The organism is Streptomyces sp. GESEQ-35 (assembly GCF_017948485.1).
Taxonomy (GTDB): domain Bacteria; phylum Actinomycetota; class Actinomycetes; order Streptomycetales; family Streptomycetaceae; genus Streptomyces.
The window spans coordinates 16,877-42,166 of record NZ_JAFFSX010000025.1 but is presented as its reverse complement, the minus strand read 5'-3'; the positions used below and the strand labels follow the sequence as shown (position 1 = coordinate 42,166).

Annotated in this window: 24 protein-coding genes; 10 read left to right on the top strand and 14 right to left on the bottom strand. The window is 70.6% G+C overall.

Going from position 1 to position 25,290, the window contains the following annotated elements; translation table 11 throughout:
* Positions 1 to 7 precede the first annotated feature (7 nt).
* Both KCH87_RS36230 and KCH87_RS50210 read right to left on the bottom strand, forming a co-directional pair.
* Positions 8 to 772, bottom strand: a complete 765-nt coding sequence (locus KCH87_RS36230) for a DUF4239 domain-containing protein (RefSeq protein WP_210592103.1) — start codon at positions 770 to 772, stop codon at positions 8 to 10.
* Between the two features lie 16 nt (positions 773 to 788).
* The gene (locus KCH87_RS50210; RefSeq protein ID WP_282613038.1) at positions 789 to 917 is read right to left on the bottom strand and encodes a hypothetical protein; all 129 of its coding nucleotides are present in this window, start codon (positions 915 to 917) and stop codon (positions 789 to 791) included.
* Between the two features lie 28 nt (positions 918 to 945).
* Here KCH87_RS50210 and KCH87_RS36225 point away from each other — a divergent pair, with 28 nt between their 5' ends.
* From KCH87_RS36225 to KCH87_RS36210, 4 genes are all read left to right on the top strand, one after another.
* Positions 946 to 1,359: a hypothetical protein gene (locus tag KCH87_RS36225; protein WP_210592102.1), complete on the top strand. Its 414-nt coding sequence runs from the start codon at positions 946 to 948 to the stop codon at positions 1,357 to 1,359.
* Between the two features lie 317 nt (positions 1,360 to 1,676).
* The gene (locus KCH87_RS36220; RefSeq protein WP_210592180.1) at positions 1,677 to 2,654 is read left to right on the top strand and encodes an SCO0930 family lipoprotein; all 978 of its coding nucleotides are present in this window, start codon (positions 1,677 to 1,679) and stop codon (positions 2,652 to 2,654) included.
* Between the two features lie 314 nt (positions 2,655 to 2,968).
* Positions 2,969 to 3,781, top strand: coding sequence for an SAM-dependent methyltransferase (locus KCH87_RS36215; RefSeq protein ID WP_210592101.1), 813 nt, complete (start codon positions 2,969 to 2,971; stop codon positions 3,779 to 3,781).
* A complete protein-coding gene (locus tag KCH87_RS36210; protein WP_210592100.1) occupies positions 3,778 to 5,925 on the top strand; it encodes a bifunctional diguanylate cyclase/phosphodiesterase in 2,148 nt (715 codons plus the stop codon). The genes KCH87_RS36215 and KCH87_RS36210 overlap by 4 nt, the downstream gene beginning before the upstream one ends.
* A 25-nt stretch (positions 5,926 to 5,950) precedes the next feature.
* On the opposite strand, the gene KCH87_RS36205 is transcribed toward KCH87_RS36210, so the two are convergent.
* Complete coding sequence (locus KCH87_RS36205) at positions 5,951 to 6,784, bottom strand: LysR family transcriptional regulator (protein WP_210592099.1); 834 nt, start codon at positions 6,782 to 6,784, stop codon at positions 5,951 to 5,953.
* A 124-nt stretch (positions 6,785 to 6,908) separates the two neighbouring features.
* On the opposite strand from KCH87_RS36205, the gene KCH87_RS36200 reads away from it, so the two are divergent.
* Positions 6,909 to 7,799 carry an NAD(P)H-binding protein gene (locus KCH87_RS36200; protein WP_210592098.1) on the top strand — a complete coding sequence of 297 codons (891 nt, stop codon included), beginning with the start codon at positions 6,909 to 6,911 and terminating at the stop codon, positions 7,797 to 7,799.
* A gap of 95 nt (positions 7,800 to 7,894) precedes the next feature.
* Here KCH87_RS36200 and KCH87_RS36195 read toward each other — a convergent pair whose 3' ends face one another.
* Complete coding sequence (locus KCH87_RS36195; RefSeq protein ID WP_210592097.1) at positions 7,895 to 8,779, bottom strand: LysR family transcriptional regulator; 885 nt, start codon at positions 8,777 to 8,779, stop codon at positions 7,895 to 7,897.
* A gap of 120 nt (positions 8,780 to 8,899) precedes the next feature.
* Here KCH87_RS36195 and KCH87_RS36190 point away from each other — a divergent pair, with 120 nt between their 5' ends.
* From KCH87_RS36190 to KCH87_RS36170, 5 genes are all read left to right on the top strand, one after another.
* A complete protein-coding gene (locus KCH87_RS36190) occupies positions 8,900 to 9,571 on the top strand; it encodes a succinate dehydrogenase (RefSeq protein WP_210592096.1) in 672 nt (223 codons plus the stop codon).
* 1 nt (position 9,572) lies between these two features.
* Complete coding sequence (locus KCH87_RS36185; protein ID WP_210592095.1) at positions 9,573 to 11,522, top strand: fumarate reductase/succinate dehydrogenase flavoprotein subunit; 1,950 nt, start codon at positions 9,573 to 9,575, stop codon at positions 11,520 to 11,522.
* Positions 11,519 to 12,268, top strand: a complete 750-nt coding sequence (locus KCH87_RS36180; RefSeq protein WP_210592094.1) for a succinate dehydrogenase/fumarate reductase iron-sulfur subunit — start codon at positions 11,519 to 11,521, stop codon at positions 12,266 to 12,268. The genes KCH87_RS36185 and KCH87_RS36180 overlap by 4 nt, the downstream gene beginning before the upstream one ends.
* A gap of 229 nt (positions 12,269 to 12,497) precedes the next feature.
* The gene (locus tag KCH87_RS36175) at positions 12,498 to 13,271 is read left to right on the top strand and encodes a GNAT family N-acetyltransferase (protein WP_210592093.1); all 774 of its coding nucleotides are present in this window, start codon (positions 12,498 to 12,500) and stop codon (positions 13,269 to 13,271) included.
* Positions 13,271 to 14,314: a 1-acyl-sn-glycerol-3-phosphate acyltransferase gene (locus KCH87_RS36170; protein ID WP_210592092.1), complete on the top strand. Its 1,044-nt coding sequence runs from the start codon at positions 13,271 to 13,273 to the stop codon at positions 14,312 to 14,314. The genes KCH87_RS36175 and KCH87_RS36170 overlap by 1 nt, the downstream gene beginning before the upstream one ends.
* 115 nt (positions 14,315 to 14,429) lie before the next feature.
* Here the strand turns inward: KCH87_RS36170 and KCH87_RS36165 are convergent, their stop codons facing one another.
* The 10 genes from KCH87_RS36165 to egtA all read right to left on the bottom strand — a co-directional run bounded on the left by KCH87_RS36165 (position 14,430) and on the right by egtA (position 25,199).
* On the bottom strand, positions 14,430 to 16,793 hold the full coding sequence (locus KCH87_RS36165) for an excinuclease ABC subunit UvrA (RefSeq protein ID WP_210592091.1): 2,364 nt from the start codon (positions 16,791 to 16,793) through the stop codon (positions 14,430 to 14,432).
* A gap of 9 nt (positions 16,794 to 16,802) precedes the next feature.
* Entirely contained in the window at positions 16,803 to 17,801 is a 999-nt protein-coding gene (locus KCH87_RS36160; protein WP_210592090.1) for an LLM class flavin-dependent oxidoreductase, read from the bottom strand.
* A 59-nt stretch (positions 17,802 to 17,860) separates the two neighbouring features.
* Entirely contained in the window at positions 17,861 to 18,031 is a 171-nt protein-coding gene (gene rpmF, locus KCH87_RS36155; protein ID WP_210592089.1) for a 50S ribosomal protein L32, read from the bottom strand.
* 89 nt (positions 18,032 to 18,120) lie between these two features.
* On the bottom strand, positions 18,121 to 19,722 hold the full coding sequence (locus KCH87_RS36150; protein ID WP_210592088.1) for a cation acetate symporter: 1,602 nt from the start codon (positions 19,720 to 19,722) through the stop codon (positions 18,121 to 18,123).
* Positions 19,716 to 20,144 carry a DUF485 domain-containing protein gene (locus KCH87_RS36145; protein ID WP_210592087.1) on the bottom strand — a complete coding sequence of 143 codons (429 nt, stop codon included), beginning with the start codon at positions 20,142 to 20,144 and terminating at the stop codon, positions 19,716 to 19,718. The genes KCH87_RS36150 and KCH87_RS36145 overlap by 7 nt, the downstream gene beginning before the upstream one ends.
* Before the next feature lie 401 nt (positions 20,145 to 20,545).
* A complete protein-coding gene (locus KCH87_RS36140) occupies positions 20,546 to 20,761 on the bottom strand; it encodes a dodecin (RefSeq protein WP_210592086.1) in 216 nt (71 codons plus the stop codon).
* A gap of 85 nt (positions 20,762 to 20,846) precedes the next feature.
* Positions 20,847 to 21,809, bottom strand: coding sequence for an L-histidine N(alpha)-methyltransferase (egtD, locus tag KCH87_RS36135; RefSeq protein ID WP_210592085.1), 963 nt, complete (start codon positions 21,807 to 21,809; stop codon positions 20,847 to 20,849).
* On the bottom strand, positions 21,806 to 22,591 hold the full coding sequence (gene egtC, locus KCH87_RS36130) for an ergothioneine biosynthesis protein EgtC (RefSeq protein WP_210592084.1): 786 nt from the start codon (positions 22,589 to 22,591) through the stop codon (positions 21,806 to 21,808). The genes egtD and egtC overlap by 4 nt, the downstream gene beginning before the upstream one ends.
* Complete coding sequence (gene egtB, locus KCH87_RS36125) at positions 22,591 to 23,901, bottom strand: ergothioneine biosynthesis protein EgtB (RefSeq protein WP_210592083.1); 1,311 nt, start codon at positions 23,899 to 23,901, stop codon at positions 22,591 to 22,593. The genes egtC and egtB overlap by 1 nt, the downstream gene beginning before the upstream one ends.
* Positions 23,898 to 25,199, bottom strand: coding sequence for an ergothioneine biosynthesis glutamate--cysteine ligase EgtA (egtA, locus tag KCH87_RS36120; protein WP_210592082.1), 1,302 nt, complete (start codon positions 25,197 to 25,199; stop codon positions 23,898 to 23,900). Before egtA ends, egtB begins: the two co-directional genes overlap by 4 nt.
* Between the last annotated feature and the right edge of the window lie 91 nt (positions 25,200 to 25,290).

Below are 25,290 nucleotides of genomic sequence, written 5' to 3'. Positions count from 1 at the left end.
CGGCTCGTCAGCCGTCGACGTTCGGGAAGAGGTCCAGGAACGGATCGGCGGACGCCGTGACACCCCGGCTGTAGGGCGCGTCGAAGTCCCAGATGAGGAAGAGCAGGAAGGCGATCAGCGCCGAGAACAGCCCGGCGAGGATCAGCTCGCGTGCCGTGCGCCGGATCTGTAGGGCGAAGATCATCCCGATCGTGACCACGGCCCCGGCGATCAGCCCGAACCACACCACGCCCGGCATCGTCTCCCCGGTCGAGCTGGCGCGGGCGCTGCGCGCCTGGTCCGCCGCGGTGACCTGGTCGACGAGCGGCTGGTAGGCCTGGGCCTCGAAGTCCGTCTTCGGCTCGTAGTCGGTGACGTCCCGGCGGATGCGGTCGAGGAGCTCGGTGCCGCGCTCGGTGACCTTGCCGTCGTCGGACATCTCCTTCCACTCGGTGGTCACGACGTGTCCGACATAGGTGTTGACATCGTCCCGAATGCGGTTACGGACGTCTGGGGGATAGACCCGGACGCGTTCCGAGATCTCGTGCAGGGCGACCGCCTCGGCCTGGACGTGGTCCTGCGCGGCGCTGCGCCCCTCCCAGACGCCCGCGATGGCCAGGCCCAGGACGATGGCGTACACCACGCCGATCCACATCGTCATGTACTCGATGACGTCGGGAGTCTCGTTGGGATCCTCGTCAACCGCCGCGGTGTTGTGGCGAACGACGGTGATGATCACCACCACGGCGCAGACGGCCAGCATCGCGAAGGTGAGAACAAGCCATTCCGGCAAGAGATGCCTCCAGGGATCAGCGCGGACGCAGCGCGGCGACGGCGACAGCCGCGGGCACGGTGATGAGCAGGACGAAGGTGAGCGGCGACGGAGCACTGTGCGTCGGCCGCCTGTGCGGCGCCGTGTGGTACTCCGGATAGCTCACCGGGGTTACGGACGCACGCGGGGTCGGCTTGGCCGACGGCGTCGGTGTGGGTGTGGGTGTGGGTGTGGGCGGGGGTGTCGGCTGCGGGCGCGGGGCCGCGGGCCGCGGAGCCGGCGGCGGAGGTGCGGGCGGCGGTTCGGGGGCAGGCGGCCGCGGCTTCGGAGGTGGCTTCGGAGCAGGGGTGGGCGTGGGCTTCGGCGGCTTCGGTGTCGGGGTCGGCGTTGGTGTCGGCGTCGGCGTGGGAGACGGCGTAGGCGTGGGCGTCGGGCACGACGGGGGGGTGGGCCACGTGGCGCTGCCCACGACTGCCACCGCCTCCGCGCCGCCCGGGCCCGTCGAGGCGTACGCGCAGGTGTCGGCGACCGCCGTGCCCGCCGGGGCGCCGACGAGCAGCCATGCCAGCGTGACCAGGGACAACACCCGTACGGCAACGGCGCCTTGAGTCGGTTCGGGTCCATGCACGACCAAGATCATGGGCCCTTGCGCACCCGGTGCACGCCAGAGCGCCCGGGGATTGCCCCGAAGGAGGGACAGGCCGGGTTGACCGGTTTGATCAGCCCACGCTCGCATGTCCGGTGATCCGCACGCTCATGCGAGCGACGGCGCGGCAGTGTCACAGGTCGCGGGCGGGGTGTGGCACAGGTTTCGGAAAGAAATCCGCGAGGCGGTTGAACACAACGACCGTCACCGTTCGTACCTAGGACCGTGCGCGGCGCAGCAGAGCGCTGCAACATCCTTGCGATGATCTGGGAGTTGAAGATGAAGACCTCCTGGCGGAGCGCCTCACTCGTGGCGAGCGCTGCGGCTGTGCTGGCGCTGACGACGGCGTGCGGTCAGGAAAGCGCGCCGTCCAGCAGTCAGAACGTGGGTGCCACGGCCGCGGCCGGTGACTACGGAACCGCCGGCACCGGCCTCGGAACCGGCGCCCAGAACGAGCAGAGCAACGCGAACCAGGCCAGTGCCGCAGGTCAGTTGGCCGTCTCCGCCAACGCGGAGGTCGGCAACATGGTGACCGACGGCGCGGGCATGACCCTGTACCGATTCGACCAGGACACCGCCGAGCCGCCGAAGTCGAACTGCGACGGCGACTGCGCCACCACCTGGCCGCCGGTTCCGGCGGGCGACGCCACAGCCGGCGCGGGCATCGACAAGGCGCTGCTCGGCGAGGTCACCCGCGCCGACGGCACCAAGCAGCTGACCGTCGGCGGCTGGCCGGCGTACCGGTACGCGAAGGACACCACGGCCGGCGACGTCAAGGGCCAGGGCGTGGGCGGCAAGTGGTACGCGCTGGCGGCCGACGGCAAGAAGGCCCAGCAGGGCGGTGAGGCCGCGGAGGGCGGTGAGGCCGAGCAGGCCGACCTGCCGGGGCTGTCCACCCGTGAGGACCCCACCCTGGGCGAGATCGTGGTCGACAAGAACGGCCACACGGTCTACCGCTTCCTGAAGGACTCGCCCTGGCCGATGAAGACGGCGTGCACCGACGCGTGTCTGGAGAAGTGGCCGGTCATCAAGCCGGTCGACGCCGCGGACACCAAGGGCATCGATCTGAAGGGGTCCGGTCCCACGGGTCAGGGTTACGTGGTCTTCGACCGGCCCGACGGACTGAAGCAGCAGACCATCGACTGTGTGCCGATCTACACCTTCGCCGGCGACAAGAAGCCCGGTGACACCAACGGCCAGGGTGTAGGCGGTACTTGGTACGCCGTTGCGCCCGACGGAAAGGCCGTGAAGGGCTGAGCACGGCCTTCCGGCTTCCGCCGCGAACCCCGGTTCCGCCCCCTCCGCACCGAACGGAGGGGGCGGACCGGTTTTGTGGCGATTCACCACATCTCTTCACACTCTTCGTGACTCTTCACCATGCGTCGCAGCTCTTGGGAACTCTCCGGAATGCCTCGGATACTTTTCGTAGGCGCAGTACAGGGCATCAATTCGGCACGTGCCGCAGGCAGTGACCGGGAACGGACGGTCAATTTCCGTTTCGGCTCGCTCCTTTGGCGGGCGATCAGTAGCCTCAGCTCGAACACCGGATCGCCTACGCCTTGGAGAGATTGATGGAGCGTCCCGCCTGGGCCCCACGTGGCATCGACATCTCGGTGCCGAGCGTGTCCCGGATCTACGACTTCTACCTGGGCGGTTCGCACAACTTCGAGATCGACCGCGAGGCGGCCCGCAGGGCCATGGAGTTCATGCCGGGGCTTCCCAAAATCATGCAGGCGAACAGGGCGTTCATGCGTCGTGCGGTGCGCTTCGCCCTGGATGAGGGCATCACCCAGTTCCTGGACATCGGCTCCGGCATCCCGACCTTCGGCAACGTCCACGAGGTGGCCCAGGCGGCGAGCCCGGGTGCGCAGGTCGTGTACGTCGACCACGACCCGGTGGCCGTGGCGCACGGTCAGGCGGTGCTCGAGGGCAACACCGGCACCGGCGTGGTCGCGGCCGACCTCCGCAAGCCCCAGGAGATCCTTGCCGCTGCGGAAGTACAGCGGCTGATCGACCTGAACCGCCCAGTGGCGCTGCTTCTCGTTGCCATACTGCACTTCGTGGAAGACGAGGACGACCCGTACGGAGCGGTGGCCGAGCTGCGCGACGCGCTTCCGCCCGGCAGCCTGCTGATCCTCACACATGCCTCGTACGAGGGAATCCCTCTTCCGCCGGAGCGGGCCGAGGGCACGGTGGGCGTATACAAGGACATTCGCAACCCGCTGATCATGCGCTCGCGCGACGAGATCGCGCGGTTCTTCGAGGGGTACGACATGGTGGAACCCGGACTGGTGCCTATGCCGCGCTGGCGGCCGGACACCGCGCCGGAGGACGAGGATCCGTATGCCTTCTCCGGTTTCGCCGGCGTGGGGCGCACCGCGTGAGCGCGGAGCCGGACGGGCCGGAGGACAGACTGCGCAGGTTCGCGACGATCTGGAGCCGGGCGGTGTTCCCGGTGACCTCCACGTCGCTGACCCGGCCCGAGCTCGAGGAGCAACTGCTGCCGCTGGCCCGGCGGTTGAGCGAGGCACTGCGGGCCAGGGTCTTCGACGCGGACGAGGCGAGGGCGGTGGGCGCCACGCTGGTCGCCGTGCACTGCACCGACCCGGAGGTGCTCAGCCGCACCTTGGACTGCGTGGACGCCTACCTGGTGCTCTACTGCGGCGAGGACGGCCCCAAGGAGCAACTGCGGGCGCGTGCCTCGCGGTTGCAGCACGGGATGGCCGCCGGGTTCGCCGCGGCGCTGCGCGAGCGGACCCTCACCGAGCAGGAAGCGATCTCCTCGGCCGCCCTGAAGGCGCAGGGCGTGGTCGCGCAGGCCCTGCACGCGACCGAGGCCCGCTTCCGCGCGGTCTTCGAGGGCGCCGCCATAGGGATCGGCATCGCCGACCTGGAGGGCAACATACTTCAGGTCAACGGGGCGTTGGTGCGCATGTTCGGCGGCGCCGAACAGACGGTGCGCACCCGCAACGTCATGGAGTGGACCCACCCTGAGGACGCGCCCCAGGTCTGGCGGCTGTACGAGGAACTCGTGAGTGGCCAGCGCGAGCACTACCACGTGGAGAAGGCGTTCTACCGCCCCGACGGAACGGTCCTGTGGACCAATCTGACGGTCTCGCTGCTCCGCGACCCGGACGGCAACCCCGAGTACCAGCTCGCCCTCATGGAGGACACCACCGAGCGGCGGCTGCTGAACCTCCGGCTGCGCTACGAGGCGACGCACGACGCCCTGACCGGACTGCCCAACCGCACGCTGTTCTTCGAGCGGTTGGAGAAGGCGCTGGGCGGCGCGGGCGAGGGCCAGCGCTTCGGTCTGTGCTATCTCGACCTCGACGGTTTCAAGACCATCAACGACAGCCTCGGTCACGCGGCGGGCGACCGGCTGCTCGTCGAGGTCGCCGACCGGCTACAGTCCTGCGCGACCGCGCCGGGCGAGATGGTCGCCCGGCTCGGCGGCGACGAGTTCGTGGCGCTGACCATCGGCCCGGACACCGAGCGCGAGGTCGACGAGCTCGCCGGGCGCATCATGAACGCGCTGGTCGCCCCGGTCAGCGTCGACGGCCGTGAGCTGACCGTGCGCGGCAGCATCGGCATCGTCGAGGGGCCGGCGGGGGAGCGGAGCGCGGCCGAGGTGCTGCGCAGCGCGGACATCACCATGTACCGGGCCAAGTCGGCGGGCGGCAACCGCTTCGAGCTGGCCGACGCCGAGGCCGACGCCCGCGCCATCACCCGGCACGGACTCACCACGGCGCTGCCGACGGCCCTGGACCGCGGCGAGTTCTTCATCGAGTACCAGCCGCTGGTCCACCTCGGCGACGGCAGTGTCCGTGGCGCCGAGGCCCTGGTGCGCTGGCTGCATCCGCAGCACGGCGTGCTCGGCCCCGACCGGTTCATCCCGCTCGCCGAGCACACGGGGCTGATCGTTCCGCTGGGGCGGTGGGTGCTGGAGCAGTCGGTGCGCCAGGCCCGCGAGTGGCGGGAACGGTACGGCGCGACCGGAGCCGGTGGCCCGCTGCGCATCAACGTGAATCTCTCGCCCTGCCAGCTGACCCACCCCGGGCTCGTCCAGGACACCGTCGACATCCTGGAGCGCGCGGGCGTCGCGCCGGACGCGCTGTGCCTGGAGGTGACCGAGTCGGCGCTGATCGGCGCCGACGACGACCTGCTCAAGCCGCTGCGCCGGCTGGCCGAAATGGGCGTCGACATCGCCCTGGACGACTTCGGTACCGGTTACTCGAACCTCGCCAACCTGCGCCGGCTGCCGGTGAGCATCCTCAAGCTGGACCGGTCCTTCACCCAGAGCATGCAGCGCTTCCCGGCGGATCCCGTCGACCTCAAGATCGTCGAGGGGATCGTTTCTCTCGCCCACGGCCTGAACCTCTCGGTGACGGTGGAGGGCGTGGAGACGGGCGCGCAGGCCGAACAGCTGCGGATACTGGGCTGCGACACGGCACAGGGGTGGTACTACGCCCGCCCGGGCCCACCGGAGCGGTTGCACGAGCTGGCGTTGGTGGACGCGACGGGGTGAGCCGGGGCGGCGGCCGTGGGGGACCTCAGCGCCGGTCTCCCTCGGCCACGCTCGTGGCGGCCCGGACGAGTGCCGCCGTGGCCCTCGAACGTGACTGCTGCGGCCAGGCGATGACGAGAACGGCGGGCGGTGCGTCCGTGACCGGCCGGTAGACGACCCCGGGGCGCGGATAGCGGTCGGCGACGGAGGCGGGCAGCAGCGGGACGACCTCGCCCAGTCCTGCGAGCGTGAGCAGTTGGGCGAGGTCGCGGCCCCTGCCGCGGATCTCGCTCAGGAACTGGTGCACGGTGCCGGAGTCCAGGCCGAGGTCGGCGAGGGCCAGGCGGTCCCGGTCGGCGAGCGGATGGGTGGTGGCGAGGGCCGCGACCCGTGGCTCGGTGGCCAGCGGCTCGCTGTCCAGGCCGGTGCGGTCGAACGGTTCGTAGATCAGGGCCGCGTCGGCTTCGCCCAGGCGCAGCAGCCGAGGCTGTTCGAGCCAGCCGCACAGCTGGACCGAGACCGGTACGGCCGCCTGCTCGGAACCGAAGCGCGCCAGAATCGGCTCCAGCAGCCCTCCGTCCCCGTCGGCCTTGACGGCCAGGATCAGCTTGGGCTCCGGGGCGGCCGCGCGCTGTGCCCGGCGTCCGGCGGCCTCCAGGGAGTCCAGGGCGTCCCGTGCCTCGTCGAGGAGCACTGTGCCGGCCGGTGTGAGGGCCACACGGTGGGTGGTCCGCTCGAAGAGGGTGACGCCCAGGTCCGTCTCCAACTGGCGGATGGCGCGGGAGAGGGGCGGCGGGGAGATGCCCAACCGCTCGGCGGCGCGGGCGAAGTTGAGCTCCTCGGCGACGGCGACGAAATAGCGCAGCGGACGGGACTCCAAGGGCTCTCCCTGGCTTCGGTATTGCCCTCAAGGTAACAAGCGCGAGCCGATCGATCCTTCAGTTCGCGGGCGCCACCCAGCACGCTCGACGGCACCCAGTGAAGTGCCTCTCTTGGAGCTTTTCATGATCGTTCTCACCACCCCGACCGGCCAGATCGGCCGCGAGGTCCTCGACCGTCTCCTCGACGCCCCGGACGGTGCCCCGGGAATCCGGGTGATCGCCCGTGATCCGGACCGCCTCTCCCCGCGAGCGCGTGCACACGTAGAGGTCGTCACGGGATCCCACGCCGACCCCGCCGTGCTGAAGGAGGCGTGCGCGGGGGCCGACCGCGTGTTCTGGCTGGTGCCCCCGACGCCCACGACCGACAGCGTCGAGGGCCACTTCCGTGCATTCACCGAGCCGCTGTGCGAGGTGATCGGGCAACAGGGCATCGAGCGGGTCGTCGCCGTCTCCACCCTGGGCCGCGGCATCGCGAGGAACGCCGGGCTGATATCGGCCTCCATCGCCATGGAGGAGGCGATCAGGGCCACGGGCGTGCACTACCGGGCGCTGTGTCCCCCGGCCCTGATGGAGAACTTCCTGCGCCAGACCGAGTCGATCGCCACTGCCGGCGTTGTGCGCATGGCGCTGGCCCCTGACCGCATCCTGCGCACCTGCGCCGACCGCGACATCGCCGCCACGGCGGCCCGGCTGCTGCTCGACACCTCCTGGACCGGGCAGAACGACATCCCGCTCGTCGGCCCCGACGACCTGACCCCCGAGGGCATGGCACAGGTCATCTCCGAGATACTGCACCGCCCGGTGCGCGTCCAGCCGATCAGCAGCGCGGAACTCAAGGAAACCCTGCTGCGCTTCGGCGCGACCGAGGCCTGGGCGCAGGGCGTGGCCGACATGACGGACGCCCAGAACACCCAGGGCCTCTACGGCGCCACCGTACCGACCACGCCTGAAGAGGCACCCACCTCGTTCCGCCAGTGGTGCGAGGAGGTGCTCAAGCCGGCAGTCCCGGCCTAGGAAGGAGCGCCCCGAAGGGGCGCGGGGAACTGCGCGACCAGCCACGATGGCGCCGCAGCGGACCGACGACACACAGCGGCACCACCAGCGGAGCGTCACCGCTCCAGCAGCATCCGCTGCAACTCCCTTGCGGCCCGCGGCGGAGCCACGTCGCTGCGATGGGCCAGGGCGATCGTGCGAGACAGCCCGGGACGGGCCAGCGGGGTCACCCGCAGCCCGCGCCCGGACCGAGCGGCGACCATACGCGGTACGACGGCCAGCCCCAGCCCCGCCCGCACAAACCCCAACACCGCGTCCATCTCACCGCCCTCCACCGCGAAATCCGGCTCGAACCCAGCGGAGCGACACGCGGCGACGGTCAGTTCCCGCAGGTCGTACCCGTGCCGGAACATCACCAGGCGTTCGCCCTCCAGGTCGGAGATGTGTACGGCACGTCGCCCGTGGCCCGGCTTGGGGGCGTCCGGCGAGGAGACGACGACCAGGTCCTCGCGCAGCAGCTCCACCGTGGTGAGCGCGGGGGAGGGCGTGGGGAGGGGCAGGACGACCAGGGCGAGGTCGAGGGCGCCGCGCGCCAGTTCCCGTACGAGATCGTGTGAGCCGCCCTCCTCGATCATCAGGTGGATGCCGGGATAGCGGTCGTGGAAGGCGCGCAGCACGTCCGGCAGCAGGCCGGTGCACAGGCTCGGGGTGGCGCCCAGCCGGACCCGGCCGCTGCGCAGCTGCACCAGCTCCTGCACCTCGTACCGGGCGGTGTCCGCGTCGGCCAGGATGCGGCGGGCCAGCGGCAGCAGCGCCTCGCCCGCGTCGGTGAGCGTGATGTTGCCGCGCGCCCGCAGGAACAGATCCGCCCCGAGCTCCCGCTCCAGCGCCTTGATCTGCTGGGAGAGGGACGGCTGCGCCACGTGGACCAGGTCGGCGGCCCGGGTGAAGTGGCGGGTCTCGGCGACCGCCACGAAGTACTGGAGCTGCTGGAACTGCATACGGCCACGATAGCCGTCACCTATGGAATCGAGCCGGACCATGTCTTGGACCGATCGGTGGTCGCGGCTCTAGCGTCTCGTGTTATGGCTTTGGCAACGCGGACGGACCGACGGCCGTCCATGGCACGCACCGTGTGGGACAGCTCCGTCGGCAAGAAGACCGTGATGGCGGTCAGCGGTCTGATCATGCTGCTGTATCTGGTCGTCCACATGATCGGAAACCTGAAGATCTTCTTCGGGCCCGGGGAGTTCAACCACTACGCGCACTGGCTGCGCACCGTCGGCGAGCCGTTCATGCACTACGAGTGGACGCTCTGGCTCATCCGCGTCGTCCTGGTGGTCGCCGTCGTCGCCCACGCCACCTCCGCCTACCAGCTCAGCCGCCGCGACATCAAGGCACGCCCCAGCAAGTACGTGCACAGGAAGGCGCGGGCCTCCTACGCGACGCGCACCATGCGCTGGGGCGGGATCATCCTCGGCCTGTTCATCGTCTGGCACATCCTCGACCTGACGACCGGCACCGTGCACTCCGGCGGCTTCCAGGAGGGCCACCCGTACCAGAACGTCGTGGACACCTTCTCCACCTGGTACGGCAACGTCATCTACATCGTCGCGATGCTCGCCCTCGGCCTGCACATCCAGCACGGCTTCTGGAGCGCTGCCCAGACCCTCGGCGTCGGCAGCCGCACCCGCGACCGCGCCCTGAAGACCATCGCAAACGTTCTCGCGCTGCTGCTCACGGTGGGCTTCATCGCCGTACCCGTGGGCGTCATGACCGGAGTGGTGAGCTGAGATGAACTCCTACGTGGATTACGTGACCGGCGAGCCGCTCGTCGACGCCAAGGCCCCGTCCGGGCCGGTCGAAGAGCGCTGGGACAAGCGCCGTTTCGAGGCCAAGCTGGTCAACCCCGCCAACCGGCGCAAGCACACGGTGATCGTCGTCGGCACCGGACTCGCGGGCGGCTCCGCGGGCGCCACGCTCGCCGAACAGGGCTACCACGTCGTCCAGTTCTGCTACCAGGACTCCCCGCGCCGCGCCCACTCGATCGCCGCGCAGGGCGGCATCAACGCCGCGAAGAACTACCGCAACGACGGCGACTCCATCCACCGGCTGTTCTACGACACCGTCAAGGGCGGCGACTTCCGCGCCCGCGAGTCCAACGTGCACCGGCTCGCGCAGATCTCCGTCGAGATCATCGACCAGTGCGTGGCACAGGGCGTGCCGTTCGCGCGGGAGTACGGCGGGCTGCTCGACACCCGCTCCTTCGGCGGCGTCCAGGTGTCGAGGACCTTCTATGCCCGCGGCCAGACGGGCCAGCAGCTCCTGCTCGGCGCGTACCAGGCCCTGTCCCGGCAGATCGCCGCGGGGAACGTCGAGATGCACCCCCGTACCGAGATGCTCGACCTGATCGTCATCGACGGGCGGGCGCGCGGCATCGTGGCACGGGACCTGATCACCGGCAGGATCGACACGTACTTCGCGGACGCCGTCGTACTCGCCAGTGGCGGCTACGGAAACGTCTTCTACCTGTCGACCAACGCCATGAACTCCAACGCCACCGCGATCTGGCGGGCACACCGGCGCGGCGCCTACTTCGCCAACCCGTGCTTCACCCAGATCCACCCCACCTGCATCCCGCGCACCGGCGACCACCAGTCCAAGCTCACGCTGATGAGCGAGTCGCTGCGCAACGACGGCCGGATCTGGGTGCCGAAGGCGCAGGGCGACGATCGTTCGCCGACGGACATCCCCGAGGACGAGCGCGACTACTACCTGGAGCGCATCTACCCGTCCTTCGGCAACCTCGTCCCGCGTGACATCGCCTCCCGCGCCGCGAAGAACGTCTGCGACGAGGGCAGGGGTGTGGGTCCCGGCGGGCAGGGCGTCTATCTCGACTTCGCCGATGCCATCGAGCGGATGGGCCGCAAGGCCGTCGAGGCGAAGTACGGCAACCTCTTCGACATGTACCAGCGGATCACCGACGAGGATCCGTACGAGGTGCCGATGCGGATCTACCCCGCCGTGCACTACACGATGGGCGGCCTCTGGGTCGACTACGACCTCCAGACCACCGTCCCCGGCCTGTTCGCGATCGGCGAGGCCAACTTCTCCGACCACGGCGCCAACCGGCTCGGCGCCTCCGCGCTGATGCAGGGCCTGGCCGACGGCTACTTCGTACTCCCGGCGACGATCAACGACTACCTCGCGCGCAACCCGCACCAGGAGTCCGTCACCGTCGAACACCCCGTCGTACAGGAGGTGCTGGCCGAGACCGAGGACCGGCTCAACCTGCTCCTCTCCGTCGACGGCGACCGCACCCCCGACTCCTTCCACCGCGAACTCGGCGAACTCATGTGGGAGTTCTGCGGCATGGCCCGCACCGACACCGGACTGCGCAAGGCCCTGGAGCGCATCCCGCAGATCCGCGAGGAGTTCTGGCGACGGATCAAGGTGCCCGGAACCGGCGAGGAGTTCAACCAGTCCCTGGAGAAGGCCAACCGGATCGTCGACTACATCGAGCTCGCCGAGCTCATGTGCCTCGACGCGCTGCACCGCTCCGAGTCCTGCGGCGGCCACTTCCGCGAGGAGTCCCAGACCCCCGACGGTGAAGCCGCCCGCAGGGACGACGAGTTCACCTACGCGGCCGCCTGGGAGTTCACGGGGACCGGCGAGGCCCCGGCCCTGCACAAGGAAGACCTGGTCTTCGAGTACGTCCACCCCACTCAGCGGAGCTACGCATGAAGCTCACCCTGCGCGTCTGGCGGCAGCAGAACGCCGACGCCGAAGGCGCCATGTCCACCTACGAGGTGGACGGAATCTCCTCCGACATGTCCTTCCTGGAGATGCTCGACACCCTCAACGAGGAGCTCATCCTCAAGGATGAGGACCCGGTCGCCTTCGACCACGACTGCCGTGAGGGCATCTGCGGTGCCTGTTCGCTCGTCATCAACGGCGACGCCCACGGGCCCGAACGCACCACCACATGTCAGCTCCACATGCGGTCCTTCCAGGACGGCGACACGATCGACATCGAGCCGTGGCGGGCCTCCGCCTTCCCGGTGATCAAGGACCTGGTCGTGGACCGGACGGCCTTCGACCGGATCATCCAGTCCGGCGGCTACGTCACCGCTCCGACCGGCTCCGCGCCGGAGGCCCACGCCACGCCGGTGCCCAAGCCGGACGCCGACTTCGCGTTCGAGCACGCCGAATGCATCGGCTGCGGCGCCTGCGTGGCCGCCTGCCCGAACGGCGCGGCGATGCTCTTCACCTCCGCCAAGGTCAATCACCTGAACGTCCTGCCGCAGGGGGCACCCGAGCGCGAGACCCGCGTCCTCGACATGGTCGCGCAGATGGACGAGGAGGGCTTCGGTGGCTGCACGCTTGCCGGAGAGTGTGCCACCGCGTGTCCAAAGGGCATCCCGCTGGTGTCCATCACGAGCATGAACAAGGAGTGGCTGCGCGCGACCCGGAAGGTGGCCGGGCGCTAGACGCCGCAGCTCAAGGAACGTTCGCCGACAGGGTGCGGACGGGCGGGACCGGGGTGGTGCTCACGTTCGGTCCCGCCAGGCACCCCTGCCATTCAACAAGCCCACACCCGCTCTCCCTTCGCGGGTTACGCGCACGACGCCCGGCATAGGAAGAACTGTTGCGGCCGGACGAACTGAACCGGCCAAGCAAGCCGCTCAGCCGTCCCCGGCCCGTGTTCAGGAGAGTGCCATGACCGGCGTTTCCACGCTCGACCGCCCCCCACAGCCGTCGGCGCCCACCCGCTACACCGTCACCGTGGCCCGTACGGAGGACGACGTACGGGCCGCGCAGCGACTGCGGCACGACGTCTTCGCCGGCGAGATGGGCGCCCTTCTGTCCACCCCGCAGCCGGGGTACGACATCGACGCCTTCGACGCGTACTGCGACCACCTGCTGGTCCGCGACACGATCACCGACCAGGTCGTCGGCACCTACCGGCTGCTGCCGCCGGACCGCGCCGCGGTCGCCGGACGCCTGTACTCGGAGGGCGAGTTCGACCTCTCCCCCCTCGACCCGATCCGCCCGGGCCTCGTCGAGGTCGGCCGCTCCTGCGTCCATCCCGACCACCGGGACGGCGCGGTCATCGGCCTCATCTGGGCCGGCATAGCGCGATACATGGTCGACAACGGCCATGAGTGGCTCGCCGGCTGCTGCTCCATCCCGCTCGCCGACGGCGGGGCCATCGCGGCCGGCACCTGGGACCGGGTGCAGGACAAGTACCTGGCCCCGGAGGAGTACCGGGTACGTCCGCTGCTGCCCTGGAGCGCGGAGGGCGTGGCCCGCCCCGCCACCCGCACCGAGCTGCCGCCCCTGCTGCGCGGCTACCTCCGCCTCGGCGCCTGGGTCTGCGCGGAGCCCGCGCACGACCCGGACTTCGGGGTCGCCGACCTGTACGTGCTGCTGTCGATGCGCCGGGTCAACCCGCGCTATCTGAAGCACTTCCTCTCCCTCGTCCCGGCCTGATGAACGTCATACGTACGGGGCTGCCGCACCGCCTCCGCCCGGGCGCGGCCGTCCTGCCGGCCGGGCGGGCCCCGAGAGCGCGGCGCGAGCGGGGGGCGGCGGCCGTGCCCCGCCCCGTCATACCGAGCAGTGCCTGGCTGCCTGCCGCCCCCTGCTCGCCGCAGGTCTGCGTCACGTCCGTCCGGTCCCTGACGGACGTGCCGCGCGCCGTGCTGCGCATCATGGCCATGCTGGCGGTGCTCCTGTTCGGCATCATGCTGATGCCGGTGTTCGGGAGCATCCCCGCGTCGCGGCGCTCCGGCCTGGTCCGGTACTGGGCCCGGACCGTCGTACAGGCCGCCGGTATCCGCGTCCGCATCACCGGTGCGGCCGCGCCCACCGGGGGTCTGCTGCTCGTCGCCAACCACATCTCGTGGCTGGACATCCCGCTGCTCGCCGCCGTCCGCCCGGCCCGGATGCTCGCCAAGGCGGAGATCCGGAAGTGGCCGGTGGCGGGTGGGCTCACCGCGGCCAGCGGAGCCGTGTTCATCGAGCGGGACCGGCTGCGCGCACTGCCCGAGACGGTCGCCCGTATCGCCGAAGCGCTGCGCGGCGGCGCCGCGGTCGTCGCCTTCCCGGAGGGCAGCACCTGGTGCGGCCGGGCGCAGGGCCACTTCCGCCGGGCGGTGTTCCAGTCCGCGCTCGACGCGGGCGTGCCCGTCCAGCCGGTCCGCGTCCACTACCGGTTCGACGGAGGACCGGCGAGTACCGCGCCCGCCTTCGTCGGCGCGGACTCCCTGCTCTCGTCGCTGTGGCGAGTGGTCACGGCACGTGGACTCGTGGCCGAGGTCGAGATACGGGACGAGATCCCGGCGGGCAGCCACCCCGACCGCCGAGCCCTTGCCCAGGCGGCCCAGCCCGGCCCGATGGGCGGCGAGCTGGAATGGACCCATGTCGCCGTGGTGTCCGAGGAATCGCGGGCGCGGGCCTGCGGGGCGGCTGTGCCTAAGCCGCGGCGGGGCGGAGGGGCGTCGGAGGGGCTGGCGATCCCGCAGCAGAGCTGAGCGCGCTGCGCTCCGCGATGGGCCGTCGGTTGTCTGCGGGTCCGTCGTGGCTGGTCGCGCAGTTCCCCGCGCCCCTTACGGGGCGCTGTACCGCACCGAATTTCACAAGTCCCGCTCAGACCGGTGGCAACGCGCGGGCGAGATACGGAGCCGTCGCGCTCCCCTCCGCCCGCGCCACCGCGGTCGGTGGTCCCGCTGCAACGATCTGCCCGCCCGCGTCGCCGCCGCCCGGCCCCAGGTCGATCACCCAGTCCGCGTCCGCGACGACGGACATGTCGTGCTCGACGACGACCACCGAGTTCCCGGCGTCGACCAGCCCGTGCAGTTGACGCATCAGGACCTCGACGTCGGCGGGGTGGAGTCCGGTCGTCGGCTCGTCGAGGAGGTAGAGGGTGTGGCCGCGTTGCCCGCGTTGCAGCTCGCTCGCCAGCTTGATGCGCTGGGCCTCGCCGCCGGACAGCTCGGTGGCGGGCTGGCCGAGCCGCAGATAGCCGAGCCCGACGTCGAGCAGGGTGCCGAGGCTGCGCGCCACGGCCGGGTTGTCCGCGAACAAATCGGCGGCCGCCTCGACCGTGAGGTCGAGGATCTGCGCGATGTTCCTTCCCCGGTACGTCACTTCGAGCGTCTCCGGGTTGTAGCGCGCGCCGGCGCAGTCCGGGCACGGGGCGTACGTGCTGGGCAGGAACAGCAGCTCGACACTGACGAACCCCTCGCCCTGACAGGTCTCGCACCGCCCTCCCGCGACGTTGAACGAGAACCGCCCGACACCGAAGCCCCGCTCGCGCGCCTCGTCGGTCGCCGCGAACACCTTCCGTACGACGTCGAAGAGCCCGGTGTAGGTCGCCAGATTGGAACGCGGGGTCCGGCCGATCGGCTTCTGGTCGACCGACACGAGTCGCCCCACACCCGTCGGCCCCTCCGTGATCTCCCCGATCAGCGTGGACTTCCCGGACCCTGAGACACCGGTCACCGCGGTGAAGACGCCGAGCGGGAACTCGGCGGTGACTCCACGCAGGTTGTGCCGGGTGACCGGACCGACCTTCAACTGGCCCCGAGGCGTGCGCAGTTGACGTACGGCTGCGGGGGTGCGGTCGAACAGGAAGCGGGCCGTCGCCGACTCGGGTACGGCGGCCAGCTGCGCCACCGGCCCGCTGTGCAGCACCTGCCCGCCGTGCTCCCCGGCGCGCGGGCCCACGTCCACGAGCCAGTCGGCGCCGCGCACCACGTCCAGGTGATGCTCGACCACGAACACCGAGTTGCCGGCCGCCTTGAGCCGCGCCAGCACCGTCAGCAGTGCCTCTGTATCCGCCGGATGCAGCCCCGCGGACGGCTCGTCGAGGACGTACACGACACCGAACAGTCCGGACCGCAGCTGGGTCGCGAGCCGCAGCCGCTGCAACTCGCCCGCCGAGAGGGTGGGCGAGGCGCGGTCGAGGCTGAGGTAGCCGAGGCCGAGTTCCAGGACGGGGGCGATACGGGACGTGAGGTCGGCGGTGAGAACACGCGCCGCCTCCGACCGCCCCTCCAGCGACGCGGCCAGCTCCGCCAGCGGCAACGCGGCGAACTCCGCGATCGTGCGGCCCGCGAAGGTCACGGCCAGGGCCTCCGGACGCAGCCTGCTGCCGCCGCAGGCCGGACAGGGCGCGGCGGCGAGGAACCGCTCCGCCTTGGCCCGCAGCGTCGCGCTCTTGGAGTCCGCGAACGTTTTCATGACATACCGGTGGGCGCTCATGTACGTCCCCTGGTACGGCCGTTGGATACGGTCCGCGTCCCGCACCGGATGGACCGTGACGACCGGCTGCTCGTCGGTGAACAGGATCCACTGACGCTGGTCCGCGGGCAGTTCGCGCCACGGCCGGTCCACGTCGTACCCGAGCGTGTCGAGGATGTCGCGCAGGTTCTTTCCCTGCCAGGCACCCGGCCAGGCGGCGATCGCGCCGTCCCGGATCGACAGCGACGGATCGGGGACCAGCAACTCCTCGCTCGTACGGTGCACTTGCCCCAGCCCGTGGCACTCCGGGCACGCCCCGGCCGCCGTGTTGGGGGAGAAAGAGTCCGAGTCGAGCCGCTCGGCCCCCGGCGGATGGTCGCCGGCCCGGGAGAACAGCATCCGCAGGGAGTTCGACAGGTTCGTCACCGTGCCGACCGACGAGCGGGACGTCGGCGCCGAGCGGCGCTGCTGGAGCGAGACGGCCGGGGGCAGTCCGGTGATCTCCCCGACCTTCGGCGCCCCGACCTGGTGGATCAGCCGACGCGCGTACGGCGCTACCGACTCGAAGTAGCGCCGCTGCGCCTCGGCGTAGATCGTCCCGAACGCCAGCGACGACTTCCCGGACCCGGACACGCCGGTGAACACGGCCAACACGTCCCGCGGGATGTTGACGTCCACACCTTTAAGGTTGTGCTCGCGGGCGCCGCGGACGCGGACGTAGGGGTCGTGGGGATGGTGCGGGGCCTGCGGGCCGTGCGGGTCGTGCATGAGGGGACTCTAGCCCGAGGTGATCCGGGCCAGCCGCAGGTAGGAGTCCAGCAGTGCCGCACGGTCGTACGTGCTGGTGGTGACCAGGACCTCCTGCGCGCCGGTCTCCTTCAGCACCGTCTCCAGTTCGTGGGCGACCTGTTCCTCCGTTCCGGCGAGGTGCCCGGTGAGCCCGGACTCGTAGAAGCCTCGCTCCTTGGCGGTCATGGCGAGGGCCTCGACGCGCTCGGCGGGCGGGAGTGGTGGGAAGGTGCCGTGGGTGCGTGAGTACGCCATCGACCAGGCCTCCGGGATCAGCAGCCGCCGGGCGTCCTCGGGGGTGGCGGCGACGGCGATCGTGCCGGAGATGACGACGTACGGTTCGCTCGCCCAGGCCGACGGCCGGAACGCGGCACGGTAGTGGTCGATGCCGCGCCGCATCTTCTCGCGGTTCCTGAGGTCGCCGATCACCATCGGCAGACCCGCGCGGGCGGCGATCGCGGCGCCCTCGCCCATGGCCAGCACGAACGGCGGCACGGTCAGGCCCTCCGCGGGACGCGCGTGCACACCCGTCGGGGACGTACCGGTGAACCAGCCCAGCAACTCCTCGAGTTGGGCCGCGAAGTCCTCGGCGTCGTCCTTGTCGCGCCCCAGTGCCCTGCGCACGCCGTCCGTGAAGCCGACGGACCGGCCAAGCCCCATGTCGATCCGCCCCGGGAAGAGGGACTCCAGCACCCCGAACTGCTCGGCCACGACCAGGGGCCGGTGATTGGGCAGCATGACACCGCCCGTGCCGACCCGGATCGTCCGCGTGGCACCTGCCACAGCGGCCGCGAGCACGGTGGGCGCGGAACCGGCGACACCGGGGACACCATGGTGCTCCGAGACCCAGAGGCGGTGATAGCCGAGCTCCTCCAGCTGCCGCGCGAACCGTACGGTGTCGCGCAGCGCCTCGGCGTTCGTGCCGCCCTCGCGGGTGCGGGACCGGTCGAGCACGGAGAAGCGGGTCGAGGCGATCAGGGAGCTCATGGCAGGTTCAACGCCCGGGCGACGGTGACATTCCCGCTGTCACCCAGCGTTACGCTCGATCAGGCTTCGGGCCGCAGCAGTCCACGCTCGTAGGCCTTGACCAGGTGCTGCGGTACGAGGTGACGGACGCCGTCGACCGTGACCGGGACCAGCTGCGCGGGCGTGGCCTTCCACTGCGAGCGGCGGTGCCGGGTGTTGCTGCGGGACATCTTCCGCTTGGGGACGGCCATGGGACTCCTACTTCCTGAGCGGTGCGGGGTGCCCCGTGACGGGCACCCCGCGACGCTATATGAAAATGGATCCCATTAACAAACGGGGCTCAGTGTTGTTCCGTGCCGGTGCCCACGAGCATCCGTACCTCGAAGTCCGCGTACGTGGAATCCTGCTCGCGCCGGCCCTGTCGCGAGCCGAGCCAGCCGAGCAGGAAGCCGGCCGGGATGGAGACGATGCCGGGGTTCTGGAGGGGGAACCAGGCGAAATCGGCGGACGGGTAGAGCGAGGACGGCGTGCTGGAGACGACGGGGGAGACGAGGACGAGGCCGACGGAGCAGAGCAGACCGCCCCAGAGGCTCAGCAGCGCGCCGCGCGCGGTGAAGCCCCGCCAGAACAGGGTGTAGACGAGCGTCGGCAGGATCGCCGATGCCGCGATGGCGAAGGCGAGGAACGCCAGCGTCGCGGTGTTCGCTCCCCAGGAGGCCAGGGCGAGCAGCATGCCGAGGACACCGATGAACACCGCGGCCAGCCGGGCGACCGCCAACTCCTCCTGCTGGCTTGCCTGGCCCTTGCGGATCACCTCGGCGTACAGGTCGTGGGCGAGCGACGAGGCCGCGGCGAGCGTGAGCCCGGCCGCGACGGCCAGCAGCGTGACGAAGGCCAGGCAGGACAGAAGGGCCGCGAGGAGGCCGCCGCCCAGGGCGTGGGCGAGGAGCAGGACGGCGGCGTCGCCGTTGTGGTCGGTGCTCGCGATGGTGTCCCGGCCGACGATGGCGGTGGCGCCGAGGCCGAGGATTCCGGCCGCCACGCACACCAGGCCGACCAGGCCCACGGCCCACACGATGGAGGAGCGCAGCACGCTCGCCTTGCGCGGTGCGAGCAGTCGCATCAGCACATGGGGGAGTGCCGCGAGCCCGAGGACGATGGCCAGTTCGAGGCTGAAGAAGTCCAGCTTGTTCCGTGCGCTGCCGCCGTAGCGCAGCCCGGGTTCGAGGAACCGTGTGCCGGTCCCGCTGTGGTCGGCGGCCGCGGTGAGCAGCGCGTCGACGTTCCAGTCGTAGCGGTTCAGCACCATCACCGCGGTGATGGTCACGCCCGCCACCAGCATCACGGCCTTGATGATCTGGATGACCGTGGCTCCGGGCATACCGCCGATGGAGGCGTACACGATCACGATCGTGCCGATCACGACCACGCACAACGTACGTGTGGTGGCGCTGGGTTCGCCCGTGAACTGGGTCAGCAGGGCGATACTGCCGACGAGTTGGGCGACCAGGTAGAGCGTGGCGATGGCCAGGGTGCACACCGCCAGGGCCAGCCGCACCGGTCGCTGCTGCCGGCGCAGGCGCAGGGCGAGGGTGTCCCCCAGGGTGAACTTGCCCGCGCGGTGGAGTGGTTCGGCGATGAGCAGCAGCACCATCATCCAGGCGACGGTCGTGCCCCCGAGGTACAGCAGACCGTCGTACCCGTTCAGGGCGACCAGGCCCGTGCTGCCCAGCAGGGTCGCCGCTGACAGGTAGTCCCCGCACATGGCGAGGCCGTTCATCAGCGGTGACATCGTGCGGTTGCCGAGGTAGAACTCGCTGATCTCGTCGCGCTGCGGAGCCGTCAGCAACGCCATGAACAGGGTGACCACGACGACGGACAGGAACAGGACGAACGTCAGCTGGAGGCTGTTGTCGATCAGGCCGACGGAGATCGTCACCATGTGCGGTACCCCCTGGGGTGCCGGTCCGTCGTCCGGTCGGCCGTACGGTTCCTGCGCTCCTCCTGCTGGCTCAGCTGTGCCCGCAGGCCGCGGGCGAGCGGGTCGACCCGGGTGCTCATGTGCCGGGTGTAGCGCCATGCGGTGAAGGCCATGACGGCGAACTGTCCGAGGCCGAGCGCGAGGCCGAGGGTGAGGTGGCCGAACAGGGGCTGATTCATCACGGCGGGGGCGAAACTCGACAGCAGCACGTACAGCAGGAATCCGCCGACGGACAGCACTGTGGCTTTCGTGCCGAACCGTCGCTGGTTGCGGCGCAGTGAGTGAAAGTCCGGATGGTCGGATATGGATTGCGATGGTGTGCGAGCGGTGTTCGGGGAGTGAAATGCGGGCGCATCGTCGCGCCACGCGAAGTCTTCGGGCATCAATGAACTCACGTCGAAGGAGCGGGAATTGTGGGGGGGGGGTGGGGGGTCGTGAAACCGCATTCCTCGGTGTTGACGAGGTCGGATGCGGAGTATCGCAGTGGGATCTTTCGCTAATCAACCACCTGGATGACTTGATGTCCGGGCATGGCTCATTCACGTTTCGCGCATTTGTGCGCGATACCCTACGGCCTGCGGAAAAGGATCCGCTGAAGAATAGTCCGGACCATTCTTCGTGCCAGGCTGTCTCAAATGCACCGCACAGGAAGCGGAGCTCACCCGCCGACGCCGAGCGAGCCGGTTTCACCGTCGTACGGGCGCGCTGGACCGCCCCTTCCGCCGCGCTGAAGGTGGCGCAGGAGCGGGAGGGGCGGACCTGAGCTTCCTCAGGACCCGGCGTGTCAGCCGGAGTCCTCCAGACGGAAGCCGACCTTCAGGCAGACCTGCCAGTGCGCGATCTGACCGTTCTCGAGTTGCCCCCGGACCTGTGTCACCTCGAACCAGTCGAGGTTGCGCAGGGTCTGTGAGGCGCGGGTGATGCCGTTGCGGACGGCCTGATCGACGCCTTCGTGCGAGCTGCCGACGATCTCGGTGACCCGATAGGTGTGGTCCGTCATGTGGGTGCTCCTCTCCGCGAGGGCGACATGCTTGTCACACGTCATTCCACCGTGCCTCAGGCGGCGCCGGAGCGCGAGCCGTCCGTCACCGCACCACGCTCAGTGACAGCGCGAACCGGCCCTCGCCGTCCGTCCACCAGTGGGCCAGTTCAAGGCCCGCCGCGGACAACTCGGCGCGCACGCCCTCCTTTCGGAACTTCGCCGAGATCTCCGTGCGCAGCTCCTCGCCCGTCGCGAAGTCGATGGCGAGGTCGAGCGCGGGCACTTTCACGGTCTGCGTGGTACGGGAGCGCAGCCGCATCTCGATCCACTCGTTCTCGGCGTCCCAGAGCGCCACATGGTCGAAGGCTCCGGGATCGAAGTCGGCGTCGAGTTCGCGGTTGACGACGGTCAGTACGTTCTTGTTGAACGCGGCCGTCACCCCGGCCGCGTCGTCGTACGCACGCACCAGGACCTGCTCGTCCTTGACCAGGTCCGTGCCGAGCAGCAGCGCGTCGCCGGGGGAGAGCAGGGCCCGGACCGAGGCGAAGAAGTGCGCACGTTCCTCCGGCAGCAGGTTGCCGATCGTGCCGCCCAGGAAGGCCAGCAGCCGCGGGCCCGGGGTGTCCGGCAGCTCCACCCGAGCGGTGAAGTCCGCGATCAGCGCGTGCACGCTCAGCCCCGGCCGCTCCTCGATCAGGGCGTGCCCGGCCTGGGTGAGGGCGCTGTCGCTGACGTCGACCGGGACGTACGTGTCCAGCTCGGTGAGCGCGTCGATGAGGTAGCGGGTCTTCTCGGAGGAGCCGGAGCCCAGTTCGACCAGGGTGCGGGCATGGGTCGCGGCAGCGATCTCATCGGCCCGGGAGATGAGGATCTCCCGTTCGGCGCGGGTCGGGTAGTACTCGGGCAACTCGGTGATCTGCTCGAAGAGTTCGCTGCCGTGGGCGTCGTAGAACCACTTCGGCGGCAGGGTCTTGGGGGTGCGGGTCAGGCCGTGCAGGACGTCGGCGCGCAGGGCGGCCTCGGTGGCGTCCTCGGGCAGGGTGCGGGTGAGAAGGAACGGGCTCACGTACGGGGCTCCTTCGATGGTGCTGATGTCGTGTCGCCGCTCGGGTCCTTGAGCGGGGTGAGCAGCACGTCGGTGCGGCTCGCGGTGAGGAGGGTGCGGTCGGGGACCTCTTGCCAGTGCGGGTCGTCGTCGTAGGGCTCGGAGGCCACGACCGTGCCGGGGCCCGCGCGGTACCAGAGGGTGTCGCCCCAGGCGGTCGCGGCGATCGTCTCGCCGTCCGTGAGGAGCAGGTTGAGCCGGGAGCCGGGGGCGGCCCCGGCGACCTCCGGCACGGTGTCGGACAGGGCCTGCCCCGGATCGTCTCCCGCGCGCAGCCGGGCCAGGACCAGCGCCCAGACGAGCGCCGAGTCGCAGCGGGCCTCCAGGGACAGCAGGTCCGCCGCGGGCAGTTGCCGGGCCAGCGGGGCGAGCGAGCCGGGCCAGCCCTTGACGGCGCCGTTGTGACTGAACAGCCACCGGTCCGCGGCGAACGGTGCCGCCGCCGCCTCCCCGTCCGCGCCCGCCTCGGTCGCGTCGCGGACGGCGGCCAGCAGAGCCGTCGTACGGACGACCCGGGCCAGGTCCGCGAAGGACAGGTCCGCCCAGATGGGCCCGGCCCGACGATAACGCGCCGGGACCGGGTCCCCCTCGGCGTACCAACCGACGCCGAAACCATCGGCGTTGACGGTCCCGTAGCGCTGCCGCCGGGGTGCCCACGACTGGTGGTACAAGCCGTGCGAGGGCTCCACCAGGAGTCGGCCCACCGACATCTGCGGCCCGACGTACGCCAGATGACGGCACATCAGACGTCTCCGGAGCGGGCCGTGCGGAACCCGGAGAAGATCTGCCGCCGGATCGGAAGGTCCCAGTTGCGGAACGTGCCCCGGCAGGCCACCGCGTCCACGGCGAACGCACCGCCGCGCAGCACCTTGTGCTCGGGGCCGAAGAACACCTCCGAGTACTCCTTGTACGGGAACGCCTGGAACCCCGGGTACGGCAGGAAGTCGCTCGCCGTCCACTCCCACACATCGCCGATCAACTGCCGTACGCCGAGCGGCGATTCGCCCTCCGGGTAGCTGCCCGCCGGAGCCGGGCGAAGGTGCCGCTGGCCGAGGTTGGCGTGTTCCGGCGCCGGATCGGCGTCACCCCACGGGTAGCGCATCGAGCGGTCGCCGGCCGGGTCGTGGCGGGCGGCCTTCTCCCACTCCGCCTCGGTCGGCAGCCGCCGCCCGGCCCAGCGGGCGTATGCGTCCGCCTCGTACCAGCTCACGTGCAGTACCGGCTCGTCGGACGGTACGACCTCGGTCACGCCGAAGCGCCGGCGCAGCCACTGCTTGCCGTCGCGGCGCCAGAACAGCGGTGCGTGGATCGAGTGCTGCCGAATGTGGGCCCAGCCGTCCGCGGTCCACCAGCGGGAGTCGTCGTAGCCGCCGTCCTCGATGAACGCCTGGTAGGCGCCGTTCGTCACCGGAGTCGTGTCGATGTAGTAGGGCGCCACCTCGCGCCGGTGCGCCGGACGTTCGTTGTCCAGCGCCCATGGCTCGGTGGAGGTGCCCATGGTGAACGGGCCGCCGGGGACGAGGACTTCGGCCGGTCCGGTGAACAGGGGGACAGGGTCCGGGTCCGGGGCGGTGAGCGCCTGCGGGCCCTTGCGGAGCTGATGGGTGATCAGCATCGTCTCGTCGTGCTGCTGTTCGTGCTGCGCGATCATCCCGAAGGCGAACCCGGCATCGGTGAGCCGGGTCCCGTGGAACGCGGTGCTCTCCAGCACGTCCATGACGCGTCCGCGCACCTCCGCCGCGTACCCGCGGGCCTCGGCGGGCGGCAGCAGGGGCAGCGAGGGGCGCTCGGCGCGCGGGTGCTCGAAAGCGTCGTACAGGCCGTCGATCTCGGGCCGCATCGCCTCGCGCCCGCCGACGGTCCGCAGCAGCCACTGCTCTTCCTGGTTGCCGATGTGGGCGAGGTCCCACACCAGCGGGGACATCAGCGGTGAGTGCTGTGCGGTGAGGTCGGGCTCCTCGACGCAGGAGGTGAGGAGTGTGGTGCGGTCGCGGGCCGTGGTGAGGGTGGCCAGCGCCCGTTCCCGGAGCTTCTCTACATCGGGGTCGGTCATGTGCGGATGTCCTTCTCGTGCGGGGGGTGGCCGGCGCCGTCCAGCCGGTCCAGGAGGTCGTCGGCGGGGCAGCGGCCCTGGCTGACGTAGCGGTCCAGGTACGCCCGGACGGCGTCCGTGACCTGGGTGGTGGCGCCGAGCCGGGGCAGTGCGTCCAGTGCGGCCGAGAAACAGACGACGGCCGCCTCGTGCAGCTCGGGGTCGGCCAGCCCGTACCGGGCCGCGTCGAGCCAGAGCGGATTGTGCGGCGCGGGCAGCGACAGGGCGCGCTCGGCCAGCGGCTTCACGGCTCGGTACGCGGTCTCGGCGGCCTGTGCGTCGTCGAACAGCGCCGTCGTCACGGCGAGCGGCACGATCCACCCGTCGTCGCCGGGCTGCGCGTCGATCATGCGCAGTTCCAGGTGGCCGCGCGGTCTGACCGGCGGGAACAGGGTCGTGAGGTGGTAGTCGAGGTCCTCGTGGGTCGGCGGTCGCGGCGTGGCCGATCTGGTCCACTCCCGGAAGGTCAGTGCCTCCGGGACGTCCCAGGGGCCGCCGTCCTGCCGTACGCACATCACCGGCGCGTCCAGTACATGCCGGGCCCAGGTGGCGCGCGGATCACCGTCCAGCGGGGGCGCTCCCGCGCGGCCCGCACCGATCTCGATCCACAGCAACTGCCGGGTGGAGCGCCATCCGGTGGGCCGCCGTGCGGCGAGCGGGGAGTTGGCGAACGCGGCAAGAAGCACCGCGCCCAGCTGGTGCGCCAGCCACCAGCGCCGCCCGTGGCCCAGCGGACCGGGCTCCTCGTAGCCGGCGTCCAGGCAGACCTGTACCGATGCCGAGGTGCACATCATGGCGCGGCCGGCCGGACCGGTGCGGTCGAAATAGGTCTCCATGGCGTCGTACCGCGGTTCGTGCAGGAACCGGCGGGGCGAGTGCCAGGGGTCCTGGCCGACGCCGACGAGGCCGAGATCGTGCTCGGCGAGCACCGCGCGGACGGCGTCGAGGTCGGCGGAGACGGTACCGATGCACTCCATCAGGGAGGCGGCGGGCGGCGAGCTGAGCTCCAGCTGGCCGCCGGGCTCGACGGTGAGCGCCGACCTCAGAGGCAGGGTATGCAGTGCGGCGTAGGCCGCTTCGAGTCGTTCGGGTGTCACGGGGAGCTGCGGTGTGCGCAGCTCGTGGACGAACCATTCCACTTCCACCCCGAGGGTGCGGGGTGGACCGGTCTTGAAGCAGATGCCGCGGACGAGCGCTTCGACCTCGGCTTCGGAGACAGCTGTACGAGGCCTCGTACAGCCACTTGCCGAATCGGACATGTCGGGATCCTCCTGAGATTCCACCACGCCGCCGGCCCGGCTTTCGGGTGGGCCGGGGCGAACACCCGATCTACCCAAGACCCTCGCGTCG

What these genes read in the sequence shown, in the direction of transcription:
- KCH87_RS36215 (WP_210592101.1), top strand. Translation starts at nt 2,969, where the DNA reads ATGGAGCGTCCCGCCTGGGCCCCACGTGGCATCGACATCTCGGTGCCG.
- KCH87_RS36190 (WP_210592096.1), top strand. Translation starts at nt 8,900, where the DNA reads ATGGCACGCACCGTGTGGGACAGCTCCGTCGGCAAGAAGACCGTGATG.
- KCH87_RS36170 (WP_210592092.1), top strand. Translation starts at nt 13,271, where the DNA reads ATGAACGTCATACGTACGGGGCTGCCGCACCGCCTCCGCCCGGGCGCG.
- KCH87_RS36185 (WP_210592095.1), top strand. Translation starts at nt 9,573, where the DNA reads ATGAACTCCTACGTGGATTACGTGACCGGCGAGCCGCTCGTCGACGCC.
- KCH87_RS36145 (WP_210592087.1), bottom strand. Translation starts at nt 20,144, where the DNA reads ATGCCCGAAGACTTCGCGTGGCGCGACGATGCGCCCGCATTTCACTCC.
- KCH87_RS36220 (WP_210592180.1), top strand. Translation starts at nt 1,677, where the DNA reads ATGAAGACCTCCTGGCGGAGCGCCTCACTCGTGGCGAGCGCTGCGGCT.
- egtB (WP_210592083.1), bottom strand. Translation starts at nt 23,901, where the DNA reads ATGACCGACCCCGATGTAGAGAAGCTCCGGGAACGGGCGCTGGCCACC.
- KCH87_RS36200 (WP_210592098.1), top strand. Translation starts at nt 6,909, where the DNA reads ATGATCGTTCTCACCACCCCGACCGGCCAGATCGGCCGCGAGGTCCTC.
- KCH87_RS36160 (WP_210592090.1), bottom strand. Translation starts at nt 17,801, where the DNA reads ATGAGCTCCCTGATCGCCTCGACCCGCTTCTCCGTGCTCGACCGGTCC.
- KCH87_RS36140 (WP_210592086.1), bottom strand. Translation starts at nt 20,761, where the DNA reads ATGACGGACCACACCTATCGGGTCACCGAGATCGTCGGCAGCTCGCAC.
- KCH87_RS36195 (WP_210592097.1), bottom strand. Translation starts at nt 8,779, where the DNA reads ATGCAGTTCCAGCAGCTCCAGTACTTCGTGGCGGTCGCCGAGACCCGC.
- KCH87_RS36165 (WP_210592091.1), bottom strand. Translation starts at nt 16,793, where the DNA reads ATGCACGACCCGCACGGCCCGCAGGCCCCGCACCATCCCCACGACCCC.
- KCH87_RS36150 (WP_210592088.1), bottom strand. Translation starts at nt 19,722, where the DNA reads ATGGTGACGATCTCCGTCGGCCTGATCGACAACAGCCTCCAGCTGACG.
- egtC (WP_210592084.1), bottom strand. Translation starts at nt 22,591, where the DNA reads ATGTGCCGTCATCTGGCGTACGTCGGGCCGCAGATGTCGGTGGGCCGA.
- KCH87_RS36180 (WP_210592094.1), top strand. Translation starts at nt 11,519, where the DNA reads ATGAAGCTCACCCTGCGCGTCTGGCGGCAGCAGAACGCCGACGCCGAA.
- rpmF (WP_210592089.1), bottom strand. Translation starts at nt 18,031, where the DNA reads ATGGCCGTCCCCAAGCGGAAGATGTCCCGCAGCAACACCCGGCACCGC.
- KCH87_RS36175 (WP_210592093.1), top strand. Translation starts at nt 12,498, where the DNA reads ATGACCGGCGTTTCCACGCTCGACCGCCCCCCACAGCCGTCGGCGCCC.
- egtA (WP_210592082.1), bottom strand. Translation starts at nt 25,199, where the DNA reads ATGTCCGATTCGGCAAGTGGCTGTACGAGGCCTCGTACAGCTGTCTCC.